The 16,265-nt window shown below is 39.4% G+C and carries 14 protein-coding genes; 1 reads left to right on the forward strand and 13 read right to left on the reverse strand.

What is annotated here, in order from left to right; genetic code table 11:
• Window positions 1–326: 326 nt before the first annotated feature.
• The 12 genes from HMPREF2877_RS09815 to HMPREF2877_RS09870 form a co-directional block, all read right to left on the reverse strand.
• Complete coding sequence (locus tag HMPREF2877_RS09815; RefSeq protein ID WP_014632776.1) at window positions 327–1,907, reverse strand: hypothetical protein; 1,581 nt, start codon at window positions 1,905–1,907, stop codon at window positions 327–329.
• Window positions 1,908–2,072: 165 nt separating this feature from the next.
• Window positions 2,073–3,305 (reverse strand): DNA cytosine methyltransferase, encoded by a 1,233-nt coding sequence (locus tag HMPREF2877_RS09820; protein ID WP_045001549.1) that lies wholly within the window; start codon window positions 3,303–3,305, stop codon window positions 2,073–2,075.
• 17 nt (window positions 3,306–3,322) lie between these two features.
• Complete coding sequence (locus HMPREF2877_RS09825) at window positions 3,323–4,252, reverse strand: group I intron-associated PD-(D/E)XK endonuclease (RefSeq protein ID WP_014632774.1); 930 nt, start codon at window positions 4,250–4,252, stop codon at window positions 3,323–3,325.
• 72 nt (window positions 4,253–4,324) lie between these two features.
• Window positions 4,325–6,997, reverse strand: coding sequence for a valine--tRNA ligase (locus HMPREF2877_RS09830; RefSeq protein WP_014632773.1), 2,673 nt, complete (start codon window positions 6,995–6,997; stop codon window positions 4,325–4,327).
• 56 nt (window positions 6,998–7,053) lie between these two features.
• Complete coding sequence (locus HMPREF2877_RS09835) at window positions 7,054–8,295, reverse strand: helix-hairpin-helix domain-containing protein (protein ID WP_013990181.1); 1,242 nt, start codon at window positions 8,293–8,295, stop codon at window positions 7,054–7,056.
• Window positions 8,288–8,857: a GNAT family N-acetyltransferase gene (locus tag HMPREF2877_RS09840; RefSeq protein ID WP_070579814.1), complete on the reverse strand. Its 570-nt coding sequence runs from the start codon at window positions 8,855–8,857 to the stop codon at window positions 8,288–8,290. Before HMPREF2877_RS09840 ends, HMPREF2877_RS09835 begins: the two co-directional genes overlap by 8 nt.
• Window positions 8,844–9,422, reverse strand: coding sequence for a flavin reductase family protein (locus HMPREF2877_RS09845; protein ID WP_014632771.1), 579 nt, complete (start codon window positions 9,420–9,422; stop codon window positions 8,844–8,846). The genes HMPREF2877_RS09840 and HMPREF2877_RS09845 overlap by 14 nt, the downstream gene beginning before the upstream one ends.
• A gap of 445 nt (window positions 9,423–9,867) precedes the next feature.
• A complete protein-coding gene (locus tag HMPREF2877_RS09850) occupies window positions 9,868–10,071 on the reverse strand; it encodes a hypothetical protein (RefSeq protein ID WP_002886082.1) in 204 nt (67 codons plus the stop codon).
• A gap of 132 nt (window positions 10,072–10,203) precedes the next feature.
• Window positions 10,204–10,821 (reverse strand): PepSY domain-containing protein, encoded by a 618-nt coding sequence (locus tag HMPREF2877_RS09855; protein ID WP_002886779.1) that lies wholly within the window; start codon window positions 10,819–10,821, stop codon window positions 10,204–10,206.
• Window positions 10,822–10,933: 112 nt separating this feature from the next.
• On the reverse strand, window positions 10,934–11,818 hold the full coding sequence (rarD, locus tag HMPREF2877_RS09860; RefSeq protein WP_045772186.1) for an EamA family transporter RarD: 885 nt from the start codon (window positions 11,816–11,818) through the stop codon (window positions 10,934–10,936).
• Window positions 11,811–12,671, reverse strand: a complete 861-nt coding sequence (thrB, locus tag HMPREF2877_RS09865; RefSeq protein ID WP_045772185.1) for a homoserine kinase — start codon at window positions 12,669–12,671, stop codon at window positions 11,811–11,813. The genes rarD and thrB overlap by 8 nt, the downstream gene beginning before the upstream one ends.
• Before the next feature lie 83 nt (window positions 12,672–12,754).
• Window positions 12,755–14,041 (reverse strand): homoserine dehydrogenase, encoded by a 1,287-nt coding sequence (locus HMPREF2877_RS09870; protein ID WP_002885943.1) that lies wholly within the window; start codon window positions 14,039–14,041, stop codon window positions 12,755–12,757.
• Window positions 14,042–14,214: 173 nt separating this feature from the next.
• Between HMPREF2877_RS09870 and HMPREF2877_RS09875 the strand changes: the two genes are divergently transcribed.
• Window positions 14,215–15,093: a polysaccharide deacetylase family protein gene (locus tag HMPREF2877_RS09875; protein WP_045768483.1), complete on the forward strand. Its 879-nt coding sequence runs from the start codon at window positions 14,215–14,217 to the stop codon at window positions 15,091–15,093.
• A gap of 40 nt (window positions 15,094–15,133) precedes the next feature.
• On the opposite strand, the gene HMPREF2877_RS09880 is transcribed toward HMPREF2877_RS09875, so the two are convergent.
• A complete protein-coding gene (locus HMPREF2877_RS09880) occupies window positions 15,134–16,264 on the reverse strand; it encodes an acetylornithine transaminase (RefSeq protein ID WP_045768482.1) in 1,131 nt (376 codons plus the stop codon).
• Window position 16,265 lies beyond the last annotated feature (1 nt).

The following is a 16,265-nucleotide window of genomic DNA, read 5'->3' on the forward strand; positions in this document are numbered from 1 at the left end:
CTTTAATAATTCGAAAGTCTGCAAGAAACAAATATATTTCCATATCTATGAAAGTTTTTGGTGCAATTAATCTAAGAATTTCTATGATTTTTTCACTTCTAGAGTACTCTAGTTTTACGAAGTATTCAATCTAGTTAAGTAGTTATAAATAAAAATATCAAACTTACTATAGCTTAGTTTAACCATTGTGTATTATGTTTTATTCCGACTTTTCTACTACTCATCTCTTATAGGTATCTTACGAATATAAAATTATCGTTACTGATTTCGTCATATCATAAAAAGAAAGCTGAAGGGGGAAAATTATTTTAGGAATTTGAAAATAATTATTTGTTCTTTGCCACCCATCCAATAGCATCTGATGGGGGATTATCAATATCAATCCAGATAAACTCTATACCAATTTCACCATTTTTGAATTTGCTGAGACGAATACCGTTGATTTCCAATTCATCTAAACGTTGTGCCGTTAGGATTTCCCGCTCAGCAAGTTGGAAAACTCCTCTCAAAATCCAATTACCAAGAATATCCTGTTTATCTATAGACTGGATTGCTTTCCCAGATTCTTGGTTAATATAGGCATCAATAATATCTCCAGATGGTAAAAATTTCAACTTAAACGTTCGATTTTCTTTTGAAAGAGCGAGCTTCTTTGTTCCAGGTTTAAACGTACCAATATTTTTTCCAAAAAAATCTGGTCGCTCGGTATGAAAATGATTTGATTCTGGAATTGGGATGTAAACCTCGCTCACAGGTCGGTAAACCAACTTTTCAATACTCTTTTTTAAATTTCGATTATTCTTTAAGTGAGCAAAATCTACTAACTTCTCACGAATAATCTTCATTTGATTTTTTTCTTCCTTAGTCTTCCAACTTTTTAATAGAATCTCCTCTAATGAATGTATAGCAAAAGCCATCTCCTCTGAGGATAACTCGTTTTTAAAGCGATGCTGAAATTTTATAATACGTGGTAAACGGTCTTTCTTAGCTAACTTGGATCCGCCATTAAATCCATTAAAACCAGAATTTTCTTCTACATTACCATTTTTATCTGTGATTACCCAAGAGACAGTTTCTAAAATATCAGAATCTTTCTTATCTGCTGTCAATAAATGAAGATTCTCAAAAAGATAAAAGGGGTCTTCGACATACTGTACATCCCAAGTATCGACAATAATCTCCTTATTATTAAAAGTCATATGTAGCTGACTATCTGCAGCAGTGTATTTGTAATCATGATGACCATCGGTAAACCTAAAATTCGTTGGATTTTTTAGATTGGTCGACCCTTTAATTTGTAAATTGTCCAAATCAACTGGTAAATAAGATGTCTCGCCCACATGAATTTGAGGGACTCTACCTTTTGGTGTCGGCATTAATACATGATACACAGCCTCCACATGGGTTGAATCTGACTTAAAACCCTTAATCAATGCTTTGGAAGATTCAATTCGTTGATTCCGTAAAGTTGCAATTTTTCGAGCTAATTTTTCATATCGCCCATAATTTTCCCTATCTGCACTTTCTTTATCAGGAGAAATCTCAGCATAAAAAGTAATTTCACTTAGTAATTCATTCCAAGACTGTGAGTCTTTCTTAAACTGAGCAATCTTTTGGTCGCCTGAATTAAGACCAAATGATTTGATACCAACAAGATATTTGTGGTTCTCATCAACGACAACCGAAGCATCATAGGAGGTATTTGCAATATCCTCTCCAACTGCTTGAAAAGCTCTTTGAAAAACTGTTTCTTGAAATTTTGAATTAACAATTGGAGCTACAAAATCCTCTGCGCTATTCTTTTCATCTACTTCTGCTTTTTGTGAAAAGGCCTCACTCAGACTAGCAAAATTGGTAATGAGAGTCTTGTATTTTTCTTTTTGTTCTTGTTTTAGGTGTTCCCACATCAATTGATCCTCACTTCTTGCTTAAGTATATCAAAAGAAGACTAGATTTTCACTAGTCCTCTTACTTATATAATTCGTTAAATAATGCTGTAAAACGCTAAATTGCTACGATTTTCGGATAACCTAACATAATTTTAGCTGGAAAAAACAAAACGTATAGATTCATTATCTATTTATGGACAGCATATAGAACTCTTTACTTTTTTTATTACGAATCAACGATTCATACTGTTTATCAGTAATAACTTCAAGATTGCCATCATATTCTTCATAAATTTTTTTGTATGCATCGGCTTCATTATTTACAAAATCTTTAACATACGACTCGCCTTCAAATTGTCCATTCATCTTGATATAGATAATTGCGATATTTCCTGAGCGATCATGTTGAGTTTTACCTATACCCTTGTTTAAAGCCTTAGCAACATTCTCCGCAATGCGTTTAATTACAGGAACAACGACACTGTTTCCTGCTTGTTTATACAGCTGACCGTTAGAAACCCCCTCTGGGAGTCTAAAGGATTTTGGATACCCTTGAACATTAAAGGTTTCTTTCGGAGTCAACTTACGAATCTCACCACTGTCTGTCAAGATCAATGGAACGTTATGTCCGCCTGTTCCCATATTTGCTGTCAGAGTAGGGACTACACCATTCTTATTTTCACGAACGTATTGGCGACGCCATTGGTATACCGTATCCTGACTAGTCACACACTCTTTTAATTCATCATAAAATCTTTGCTTACCTTCTCTGTAATAGAATGCTTCGCCAGGTGTCGCACCAAAATCAATCACATCACTCAAAGAAGTTGTCAAATTGACTTCTTCAGGAAATTCAAAAACATCGTAGGCTTCTTTAGTATCGAAACCAACAATATAGATACGCTCACGGTTTTGTGGGATATTCCCATAGTCTTTCCCATTGAGAACCTTCCACTTGATGAAGTAGTTGTTCTCAGTCAAAGCTTCACGAATGACCTTAAAAGTATTCCCATGGTCATGACCAACCATGTTCTTTACATTTTCGATGAAAATAGCACGAGGTTTTCGTCCCTCAATCATCCGAAGCAATTCGAAGAAAAGATCACCACGATCATCATCAAAACCCTTGCGGTAACCCGCAATACTAAAAGCTTGACAAGGGAAGCCTCCCATAATCACATCCACACGTTCAGCCGGAATGTCTTTCGGTTGCACCGCATGAATATCCCGACTATCCAAATGCGTGTTCGGATAATTCAAACGATAAGTCTGACGCGCATACTTATCAAATTCATTGGCATACACCACTCTGAACTCGTTGGTCTGTTCAAATCCCAACTCAATTCCCCCAACACCAGAGAAGAAAGCTGCAATGTTGTACTTCTCTGGTCGGTTCGAACTTACAGAATTTGTCATGTTTGCTCCTTTACTAATTATCTAATTCTTGCTTTCCACTTACGCGCTCTTGATTTTTGTTTTATTTTTTGATCTAAAAGTTCATCAAAGATACTCCAGTATTCAAGATATTTTTTCATTTCATTTGTTGAAACTTTTTCCTTGCTTTGCTCTACAACTTCTATAGGAATTAGATATACCAAGCCATTTTTCTTATTAACTGCTACATAGATATCACAATCTTCTTTTGTAATACGTCTACCTTTGTTTCTCTCATGAGTATAATCAATTCCTTGTCCACCTCTTGCGCGATCTTTAAAATAAATTGTATTACCACTAATCCCTTTTACTTGGACTCTAAATGTTTTTCCCTTATATCCAACAATTGCATCATATCTAGAAGTTCTAACATCAACATTTGAACTATCAAAACCTGCTAATATAGCCCTAGCAATAAACAAAAATTGAGCAGAATCTCCTGCATTGGATGTCATTATACCGGTATCTACAGAACTAAGATTAGTACTAAAACCATCAGATAGTATTAACGGGAATAGAGATCTAATTGATTTCGAGAGACGTTTTATCAAAATTTTTGTTTCTTTTTCATCTAATGGAAAATCAAGTTCAGTTAATAGCGATTTTGACATGATTTCGGACAATAAGTCATAAGAACTTTCTTTACACTTCTCTTCAATTATATTCAACATTTTAGATTCAAGATAATCTCCAACATGTTTCTTATACAACACTTTGTTTATTGCAATTTCGGAAATTCGAGTTTTTATAAAATTCTCGTTTTTAAAATCTTCCCAGAGTTGTTCTTTTTCAAAATTTGTCAAAGCATCAAATTTCTTTTTAAGATGTCGAATAATTTCATCTTTATTCTTAAAACTAGAAATTTTGCTATTAATAAGCACAATGTCTTTACGGATTTTTTCTTCTAGGCCCATTTTATTATGCTCCATATATTCAACTATTGCATCAGGAAATAATTAATATCATTATCAAATTTATTTAAAAGCAATCAGAATATATTTTTAGAAAACTTTAATCAATTGTTGTTTCACCAATTTCTTCATTTCTTCAATACGTACGACTGTCGCATCGTATTTAGCTTTGTAATCTTCTTGTTTGTCGCGTTCTTTTTGGACAACTTCTGGTTTGGCATTAGCTACGAAGCGTTCATTGCTAAGTTTCTTACCAACCATGTCGAGTTCTTTTTGCCATTTGGCCAATTCTTTTTCAAGACGAGCCAATTCTTCTTCGACATTTAGAAGGTCAGCGAGTGGCAAGTAGATTTCTGCACCTGTGATGATGCTTGACATAACCAAGTCAGGTACTTCGACATCTGCTGCAATTTCCAAGTGTTCTGGGTTTGTGAAGCGTTTGATGTAGTTGACATTGTCATTGAAGAAGGCATCGAGCTTGCTGTCGCTTGTCTTAATCAAGATAGTGATTGGTTTGCTTGGAGCTACGTTCACTTCTGAACGAGAGTTACGTACTGAACGAATCACGTCTTTAAGAGCTTCAACGCCCGCTGCTGCTTCTTCGTTTTCAAACTCTGGACGAACCACTGGGTATTCCGCAGTCACAATCGTTCCTTCAGAGATTTGGCCATAGATTTCTTCAGTTACGAATGGCATGATTGGGTGAAGGAGACGCAAGATTTGATCCAAGGTGTAAAGAAGAACAGAACGTGTGATGACTTTTTCATCCTCGTTATCGCTATAAAGCACTTCCTTAGTCAACTCAACATACCAGTCCGCAAACTCATCCCAGATGAAGTTGTAGAGAATATGACCAGCCACACCAAATTCGAACTTATCAAAGTTTTCAGTGACCTTACCGATAGTTTCGTTGAGGTTATGGAGAATCCAACGGTCTGTAACGTTACCTGCTTGACCAGCAGCCACTTTAGCTACATTTTCACGTGCCGCATCCAAGGTCAACCCTTCATTGTTCATGAGGATGTAGCGCGAGATGTTCCAAATCTTGTTAATGAAGTTCCATGAAGCATCCATTTTCTCGTAAGAGAAGCGCACGTCTTGACCTGGTGCAGAACCGTTTGAAAGGAACCAACGGAGGGCATCGGCACCATATTTCTCGATAACATCCATTGGGTCGATACCGTTACCAAGAGATTTCGACATCTTGCGTCCTTGCTCGTCACGGATAAGGCCGTGGATAAGGACATTCTTAAATGGTTGGCGTCCTGTGAATTCCAATGATTGGAAGATCATACGAGACACCCAGAAGAAGATGATATCATAACCTGTTACCAAGGTTGAAGTTGGGAAGTAACGTTTGAAGTCTTCTGCTTCCACGTCAGGCCAACCCATAGTTGAGAATGGCCAGAGGGCAGAACTGAACCAAGTATCCAAGACATCTTCGTCTTGTTTCCATCCGTCACCTTCTGGTGCTTCTTCGCCAACGTACATTTCACCCTCAGCATTGTACCAAGCAGGGATTTGGTGACCCCACCAGAGCTGACGAGAGATTACCCAGTCATGGACATTTTCCATCCATTGAAGGAAGGTATCGTTGAAACGAGGTGGGTAGAAATCAACCTTGTCGTCTGTGTCTTGGTTTGCGATAGCATTCTTAGCCAATTGATCCATCTTAACAAACCATTGGGTAGACAAACGTGGCTCAACGGGCACACCTGTACGCTCTGAGTGACCAACTGAGTGAGTCATTTTTTCAATTTCGACAAGGGCACCGATTTCTTCCAATTTCTTAACAACAGCCTTACGTGCTTCAAAGCGGTCCATACCGTTGAATTCACCAGCCAATTCATTCATGGTACCATCATCGTTCATAACATTGACTTGTGGCAAGTTATGACGTTGACCAACCAAGAAGTCATTAGGGTCGTGGGCAGGAGTGATTTTAACCACACCAGTACCAAACTCAGGGTCTGCGTGTTCGTCCCCAACGATTGGGATTGGCTTGTTCAAGATTGGCAAGATAACATTTTTACCAATCAAGTCTTTATAACGGTCATCATTTGGGTTAACCGCTACTGCAGTATCCCCAAACATAGTCTCAGGACGTGTTGTTGCTACTTCAAGGGCACGTGAACCGTCTTCCAACATGTAGTTCATGTGGTAGAAGGCACCTTCGACATCCTTGTGAATAACCTCGATATCAGAAAGGGCTGTACGAGCTTTTGGATCCCAGTTGATGATAAATTCGCCACGGTAGATCCAGCCTTTCTTGTATAGCTCTACAAAAACCTTACGAACCGCTTTTGAAAGACCTTCGTCAAGTGTGAAACGCTCACGAGAGTAGTCTACAGAGAGTCCCATCTTACCCCATTGTTGCTTGATAGTTGACGCATACTCGTCTTTCCATTCCCAGACTTTATCAAGGAATTTTTCACGACCAAGGTCATAACGAGAGATGCCATCTTCAGCCAAACGGGCTTCAACCTTGGCTTGAGTAGCAATACCTGCGTGGTCCATACCTGGAAGCCAAAGCGTATCGAAACCTTGCATACGTTTTTGACGGATAATGATATCTTGCAAGGTTGTATCCCAAGCGTGACCAAGGTGAAGTTTACCAGTTACGTTTGGTGGTGGAATAACGATTGAATAAGGCTTAGCCTTTTTATCGCCAGAAGGCTTGAAAACATCTTCGTCAAGCCATTTTTGGTAACGACCAGCCTCAACCTCGGCTGGATTGTATTTTGGTGAAAGTTCTTTAGACATGTGTGTGTCCTTTCTAGTTATTTCTATTGTTTATTTAAATTTTTATTAATAAATAATTAATTATCTTTTTTAAACCTTATCCCATTTCCCTTTAGCTTCTGAACGGTAACAGGACCAATTCCCTTCAAAGCGAGGATTTCTTTTTCTGTCCAATTTTTAAAGTCAGCAGACGTTTGAATTCCATTTTCAACAAAAATGCGGACAATATCCATCCGAATTCCCTTCATTTTCTCTTCTCGCATAAACGAGAACCAGTTAGTTACCGTATATAACTTTTCCGCTAAATCAGGAGGGCTAGTAATTCCTGATATAGAGCAAAATTTCTCTGCCTCATTTGTCAAAAAGTCTGTCAAAATAATATTTTCCTGTAAATAATCAGACATAGGATACAGGCTAGCTTGTAGTGATTCGACTGAATTTGGGTAATAACATTCCAGTTCTTCTATTTCAGGAATCTTAAAGGGCCAATCTTCATCTATAAAATAGTCAACAGCATCATCGTTGATTTCCACAAGTTTTGCAAATAATTTACTTGCCTCTTCAACCTTTCCTCTAGAGAAAGCAGAAATAATAGCATGTATCAACACAGTATCACTACGTATTCCTTGATTCAGTTCTTCCTGATAGAACCGTTCAACTTTAGATTCTTGCCCAGTGATATGATATAGAGAGAGCATACAGAAAACAAAGTTAGGAGGGAATCGCTCTGGTTGTTTACTTAAGTATAAGTTAACCATTTCCAAAGCCTTATAATAAAATCTTTCCGCCATATAATATTCAATCAGAAACATAAGAGCAGTTAGGATCGGGCGTGCTTCAAAGGAGTTCCAATTGTTATACCCATTGATTTTCCATTTTTCTAAAACCAGAGTTTCAAATTCCAATACTCTTTTAAAAGTTGGTAAGTCAATGTCTTGAACAGTCGAAAGAAAAAGATGATACTCGGCAGCAAAATAATCTGGGTTAAGCTTTAAAACTTGTTTTAACAGTTTATTTCTCTTTTGTTTATTTGGAGTATACATAGCTTCTCTGAATAAAGCATGATCTTGATTCCAATCAAAAGTCCCGGTTCCCAATTTGGAATTGATTTCCTGAACATCCGGATAAACCCCATATTCATAAAAATATTGCATCATTGCTATGTTTTGTTCATCAAAATTTTGAATTTTCCGACGTTCTACAAAGACAGGTTGATACCCAAGTGATTCTGTCAATGCAATTTCTTCTTCAGAAACAACTTTTATCATCAATTTTTGCTTACGCTTAAATTCTTTTTGTCGATTTTTCTTTTTAGCCATCTATCATTACTTCCCACTCACTCTTCAACAAGCCATACATCAAACTGTCACAGCGATTTCCTTGGGCATCTTTGCGGTCCCTTATACAAGCTTCGAGGGTAAAACCAAGCTTCTCAGCGACGCGTTGACTTTGGACATTGTAGCCAAAACATGTCAGCTCAATCTTGTGAAGACCCAAATCCTTAAATCCTAGGTCAATCAAAGCACGCGCCGCTTCTGGCACATAGCTTCGGCCCCAATAATCTGGGTGCAAGGTATAGCCAATTTCCAGCACATCATCTTCGTGGCGATGGTTGAAATCAACAGAACCGATCACTTTATCAGTCCCCTTGACCACAATGCCATAACCAGCTGGGAGATTGTCTTTTTGATTGCGCTCGGGGAGGATATGCTCTAGATAGTAAATCTCATCTTCCAAGGTCTTGACGGGTGGAAATCCTGCTGGGTAAGAGACTTCTGGATGACTGGCAAAATCAAAGATATCTTCGGCATCCGCCACTGTTCGGACTCGTAAAAGAAGACGTTCTGTTTCGATTTGTTCTGGTAATTCAGCTCTTGTCATTCTTCTTCCTCGCTTTCTTGATGAAGCTTCCCATGGGGTCGATTCGGTCATCTAGATAGCGATAGACACGCTTATGTCCATCTCCCATAAAGTAAGCCGGTGCAAAACGGTCATTTTTAAAATGTTCCCTATCATCCAACAAATCAGATTCAGCCAGACGGTCTAGAATCTTAGCAAAGATATGACAGATACCATCTTCCTCAATAATTCTGTCTACCTTACAATCCAAAACGACTGGACAAGCATCCAAAATAGGTGCTTGTGTCAGTTCAGAAGGTCGGAAATCCAAGCCAAGTTTATCAATCTTTTCACGATGACTAATAAAACCAGCCTGTTCCATCTCTAGCATGAGGTTTTCATCAGGAATATTCACTGTAAATTTCTGATAATGTTTAATCTGGTCTGCCGCATTTTCCTCGCTACCAACCCCGATGACTAGCCAATCTCCTAGACTATAGGAAGAACTACAAGTCGTCACATTATAGCCATGTGTCTGGTCCTGGTAACCCAAGATAAAAATGGGAAAACCATAATACAATTTACTGGTCTCAAAAGATTGCTTCATGTCACCCTCCTTTGGTAGGAACGTAGACCTCGCTTTCGCTCCGTCTGCATCAATATCTCTAAATTCACCTGCGACCTTCGGTCTTGGTTCTTTAAAAGATATAGAAAATCCCTGCCATAATATGACAGGGACGAATGTGTATCCGCGGTACCACCCAGTTTTGAGTGGCAACCACTCACAGCTTTCTTGATTCAATTTGACCATCAGCAACCAGCTTTGGCATTTGTGCGGATTTCTCAGTACCACCGCTTCCTGTGACAAATGGGCTTCAAAGCACCTCTGATTGGTCTTATTCTATCACATTTTTAATCTCAAGACAAACGAAATTATGGGGAAGATGTTATCACAATAAGTCAGACTACAGATTCCACTTTGAAACATAGATACAATGCATCACTTCTTATTCTCATAAGAAAAATCCCTGTCTTCCGACAAGGATTGTATCTTATTTTTCTTCCTTAGCTCTTTCTTCTTTTAGCCATTTTTCATAGCTTTCAAGTAGATTGATAGCCATTTGGGTTGCCAAGGCTAGTGAGAAAGCTTCTGTACCTTCAGTTGTTTCGTCTTGGACTTCCAATTTACTTTCTTCGTAAATGGCTTTGAGAGCCTTATTGCTAAGCGTGTCTTTAAATGCTTGGAATTCTTTCATGGTCAAAGCCTCCTTGATTCTACGGCAACTTTTACAACTACTGTTACCGTTTTCGCTTTAAGTTTACACCATTTCAGAGAAATTGCAAGGATTTTCCTCAATGATAAGGAGAGCTTTCACTCTATCTGCGACCTACTGAGCAGGAGTCGCAACCCCTGTGAGATACTCAGTTGTATAGGCTACGATAGCTCCCGAATCAGCATTTACTGCGTATTTATAACGCAAATGACTCACTGCATAATCAAAGCTAATATTGTAGACTTTCCCGCTTCCTTCAGTCTTCAAATCTACCGTCAAGTTCGTTACAGAACCTTCAGCCAATCCCGCATGATTGAGGGCTGTTGTTTGAGCAGCTTCTTTAGATACTGGTGGCTCATCCTTGCTTTCGCTAGACTGACTCTCATCTTTAGGCTCTTCACCTTTTTTAGTATCATCCTCATCCTTAGATGTTGGATGGTCACTCTTATGTTTCAAAATAGATCCTGACTGACCATCAATAGTGTATTCAAAATGATTGTCGGGTGTTGTAAAACTAACACTATAGCTTCCATGTAATCCAATACGTAATTTTGAGATTGCTGATTGAGAAATCTCAGAAGTTTGGACACCAGCATTTTTGTAGGCGATGTCTGCCGCATCTTGTTCTGACAAGCGATAACCCGAACCGTTAAAAACAAACAGGGCTACAGCAATAGCAACTGGAATAGCAAGCAGAATCAGATAGCTCACTAGCTTTTTCGTTTTTCGCATAAAATACTCCATTATTTTAATCTAATATCACTATTATATCTTAAAATTCTAAAATTGTCAGATAAGCTTGATTAATTTTTAGGACGGCATTATAAAAAGTTCCCGATAGCTATCAGGAACTTCTACGAAATGTTACTATTTGGCCAGTTACAAAGACTAGGATGGCTATCCAGATAAAGAGAAAACCTTTCAATTCTCCAATGCTGACTGTCTCACCAAAAATGAGAATGGCTACGAGAAGTTGAATGGTAGGATTAAGATACTGGATGAAACCGATAAGGTTAAGCGGTGCCCTTTTGACTGCTTCTGAGAAGCAAAGCAAAGGAACAGCCGTCACTACACCTGAGATGGCTAGGAGAAACATCTCCAAGCTCGAATAGGAAGAAAATGATTCTGGAGAAAAGAATATGAGATAGATAGCTACAAAAGGTAGTAGCAATCCACTTTCTACTAACATGGCTACGTCACTGGAGAGCTTAACCCCTTTTTTGATTAAACCATAGAAACCAAAGGTCAGGGACAATCCCAAAGAAACCATGGGAAGTTTTCCTGTATTGACAACAAGAACCAGTACTCCTATAAAGGCCAATACCACTGCTGCCCACATGGTCCTACTCAATGATTCACGAAGAAAAATGAGGGCAAATAGGATAGAAACAATAGGCATAATGTAATAGCCCAAGCTAGCCTGCGTCGCTTGACCATGACCCACAGCATAGATATAAATCAACCAGTTAGCTGCTATGAGAAAACTAGCAAGTAGCATCCGAAGTAAGACTTTCTTATCTCGCCAAAGTTCGATTAATTCATCTTTAAAACGTGCATTTTGCTTAGCAACTAGGGCATAGACCAACATAGTCACTACAGTAAAAACAATTCGCCATGAGAAGGTGTTGTAAGCCGAAACACCTGCTAAAAGCTTCCAAAAAAGAGATAAAAATCCCCATTGAATATAGGTTGCTAAACCAAAGAGTAGCCCTTGATTTTTTCTAGTCAACGACAACACCTGCTTTATCCACAGATAGGATGAAGGTTTCACCATCTAAACCAAGACCATCTATTGCAGTTTTAAGTGCCTCAGCCTGATTCTTTGGCGTCAAGGTCATAACTGTTGGGCCAGCGCCTGAGAGATAGGTCGCATAAGCACCGTATTGACCTGACAATTCCTTAATAGTCGCAAATTCTTTAACCAATTTTTGACGGTAGCGTTCGTGGAACATGTCTCCTTGGATAGCACGTCCTGCCTTAACCAAATCACCTGCAAAGAGGGCAGCAATGGCAACGTTGGCAATAGATGATGCAGCTACAGCTTCTTTGTAAGACAAGTCACTTGGAAGCACCCCACGTGAATCAGACGTCTTAAGTTCATAGCTCGGAATGAAGGCTACAAAGGCACACTCTGGAAAATCTGTAACGATGCTATTAACATGTTCGTCCACATAAGAGGCCACAACAAGATTCCCAAAAATAGCTGGGGCAACATTGTCTGGGTGCCCTTCAATCTTGGTCGCAATATCAAGTTTATCATCGTCTGAGAGCTTCAAGTCTGCCAATTGATTGGCCAACTCGATTCCTGCGACAATAACAGAACTTGAAGAACCGAGACCACGTGCCAAGGGAATATCTGATGTCATCACCAATTTATGGGGCTGCAAATCAGACTTCACTTGCAAGGCTGTTGAAATGAGGAGATTATTTTCATCTGAAGGAATATCTCCCAAATCGTGTTCGATATGCCATGCATCTGCTGGTTCAAGCACCTCGATTGTCAAATATTTAGAAACGGCAACACCCACAGAGTCAAAACCTGGACCAATATTAGCAGATGTTGCTGGGACAGTAATTTTCATAATAATACACCAAAAGGAGGAAAGCCATCAGCGACTTTTCTCCTTGAATACCTTTCTTATACGCACCAGTATGGGCTTATCAATTAGTTAGACAAAACTTTCAATGTGTTGACAACAGTGAAATCTTCTGCTGCTTCAAGTTTTTCAGTAACAGCTTTGAGTTGTGTTTTAGACATAGCATGTGTAATCACAACGATACGAGCTGTTGTACCATTTGCTTTTTGTTGCAAGACTTGTTCAAATGAAATATCTTCTGAGTTGAAGATTTCAGACAAGTGAAGGATTTTTCCTTTTTCGTCTGGCGTATCAAGGGCAAAGTAATAGTTACTCTTGACGTCTGCTGGATTAGCCAATGGCAAGTCACGACGGAACTCGTTGAATGGTTTCCCAACATTGCCATCTGAAAGACGACGAGCAATACGGATAATGTCTGCCAAAACAGATGTTGCTGTTGGTTTTTGACCAGCACCTGGTCCGTAGTACATTGATTCGCCGATACCGATAGATTCAACAAAGACTGCATTCATAACATCGTTGACGCTAGCAAGTGGGTGATTTTTTGGCAAGAATGTTGGCGATACTTCTGCTGAGATACCTGATTCTACTTCACGCACATCACCAACCAATTTGATAACATAGCCCAATTCTTGAGCGACAGCTACATCATCAGTAGAGATGTTTGTAATCCCCTTGTGAGTCACATCGTCAAAATCAATTGTGGCACCAAAACCAAATTGGCTAAGGATAACAGCTTTATAAGCAGCGTCAATACCTTCAACGTCGTTGGTTGGATCACTTTCAGCATAACCAAGTTCTTGGGCAGTCTTAAGAGCATCCTCATATGACCAACCTTCGTCCACCATCTTAGTCATCATGAAGTTAGATGTTCCGTTGAGCACACCAAGGATACGTGTTACCTTGTCAGATGTCAAAGAATTAGCCAAAGTACGCAAAATTGGAATACCACCAGCAACGGCAGCTTCATAGTAGAAAGCTACACCCTTATCTTGGGCAAGAGAAATCAACTCTTTGCCGTGAGTAGCAATCAAGTCTTTGTTGGCAGAAACTACGTTTTTACCTGCTTCAAGCGCTTTTGTGATGAAAGTACGAGCTGGCTCGATACGTCCCATCAATTCGACAACGATTTGAATCTCGTCATCGTTAAGGATTTCGTCAACATTTGTGACAAAATTGTAGTCGTTACCTGCAGCGATAAGACGATTTTTTTCCTCGTCATCTTTAACCAAAACCTTCGCAATTTCGAGTTGGTCACGTGAGGCTGCAAGAACCTTTTCACCATTTTCCTTCAAAAGGAAAGGAATACCGCTAGCTACTGTACCAAAGCCAAGCAATCCAATTTTAATAGACATTTACGATTTCTCCTTAAAAACATACATTTTTTTAATTGTACCATATTTCTATCGGAATTGACAGAATATTGTTGCCATTTAAGGAGCACAGTATTCTTTTTTACTGAAAATCCTGTGCATTTCCAGCCCATTTTTGTTAGAATAATAGCTAGACCTATCCGAAAGGGGATACAATGACTTCTCAAAAGAAAAAATCAACTAAAACCAATAGAAAAAAATTGAACCTTCTTCTGCTTTTACTAAACCTAGTTCTTCTTGGCTTACTGGCAGTTTTCATGTTAAACCGACCAAACCAGTCGAAAAGCAATCAACAACAGACTCAGACCAGTCAGTCTAAGACTATAAGTAAATGGAAAACCTATGACGAGCCTGTCCAAATCCCTATCCTGATGTATCATGCTGTGCACGTCATGGATCCATCTGAAGCTTCTAACGCCAACCTTATCGTTGACCCAGACCTCTTCGAGGCACAAATCAAGGCATTAGCTAAGGCAGGTTACTATTTCCTAACACCTGAAGAAGCCTATAAAGCCTTCACCGAAAATGCCTTGCCTGCTAAGAAGGTTGTTTGGCTGACCTTTGATGATGGTAACGAAGACTTCTATACGATTGCCTATCCGATTCTCAAAAAATACAAGGCTAAGGCGACCAACAATGTGATCACTGGCTTTGTTAAGAAGGGAAATGCTGGAAATCTTACCGTCAAGCAGATGAAAGAAATGATGGCTCACGGCATGAGCTTCCAGTCTCATACGGTTAACCACCCCGATTTGTCAGCCACTGACAAGGCAACACAAAAGGTTGAATTAACGGATTCTATCGACTTTCTTGAAAACAAACTCAATACTAAGGTCAATACCATTGCCTACCCATCAGGTCGCTACAATCAAACGACACTGGACCTAGCTAAGAAAACATACAAGTTAGGACTAACAACTAACGAAGGGCTAGCTAGTGCTAAGGATGGTCTCCTCTCACTTAATCGTGTCCGTATTCTGCCAACAACAACAGCTAAGGGACTTCTCAGCGAGATTGCTACTGACAATGATTAAAAGAAATCACTTGATTAAAGAATCAAGTGATTTTTATGTTCTAGTCAAATATTTCTGATAGGATAGATACACCCTTTTCGATTTCAGCATCACTTAGGGTGATTGGTGGCAAGAGTCGAATCACGTTTGTCCCTGCAGTTAAGACAATCAAACCCTTATCTCTAGCTGCCTGGACCAATTCTCCTATATTGCCCGTAGTCTCAATCCCAATCATATAGCCCAAACCACGTACAGTGGTAACCGTCTCTTTATCAGATAAAGCTGCCTGCAATTGTTCTTGTAGCTTGTTCCCATTTTCAAGAGCAGTATCCAGAAAACCTGGAGCCAACATGACTTCAAGCGTAGCCTTGGCCGCCGCCATGGCCAGTTTGTTTCCTCCAAAGGTAGAGCCATGACTTCCGTAAGAAAAAGCCTCTCCAAGAGATGACTTGGCAAGCATGGCACCAACTGGCACCCCATTGGCCAAACCTTTGGCTAAAGTAAAGATATCTGGTTCAATATCGTAGTGCTCATAAGCATAAAGCTTACCAGTACGACCAATTCCTGTCTGAACCTCATCTACAATGAGGTAAATACCTGTCTCCTTACAAAAATCAGACAAAGCCTTAACAAAGTCCTGATCCGCAGGTTGCACACCTGATTCCCCTTGAACCAACTCCAGCATAATAGCCGCAGTTGCTTCATTGGCTAGGGACTTGACACTGTCTATGTCATTGAAAATAGCATAGCTAAAGTGGGGCACACCTTCACCAAAACCTTGTTTGATTTTATCCTGACCAGTGGCAGACATGGAGCCAAACGTTCGACCATGGAAGGAATTTTGGAAGGTAATGATTTCTTGTTTACCTGAAGCCTTACGGGCGATTTTGATGGCTGCCTCATTAGCCTCTGCACCACTGTTACAGAAAAAGGCCAGATAGTCCTTGTCACCAATTAAAAGGTCAGCAACATCCTCTTGTAACTGATTGTGATAAAGATTAGGCTGATGCAAAATCTTGCCCACCTGCTCTGTCAAAGCCTGATTGACATGGGGATGATAGCCCAGATTGGTTACCCCGATACCCGATGAAAAATCCAAGTAGGTCTTGCCAGCTGTATCTGTCAAATAATTGCCCTGAGCCGAAGCAAAATCAATCGCTGCCCGCTTATAGTTTGAAAATAATTTTGTCATC

The sequence above is a fragment of the Streptococcus sp. HMSC072D03 genome (assembly GCF_001812855.1).
Classification (GTDB): Bacteria; Bacillota; Bacilli; order Lactobacillales; family Streptococcaceae; genus Streptococcus; species Streptococcus salivarius_D.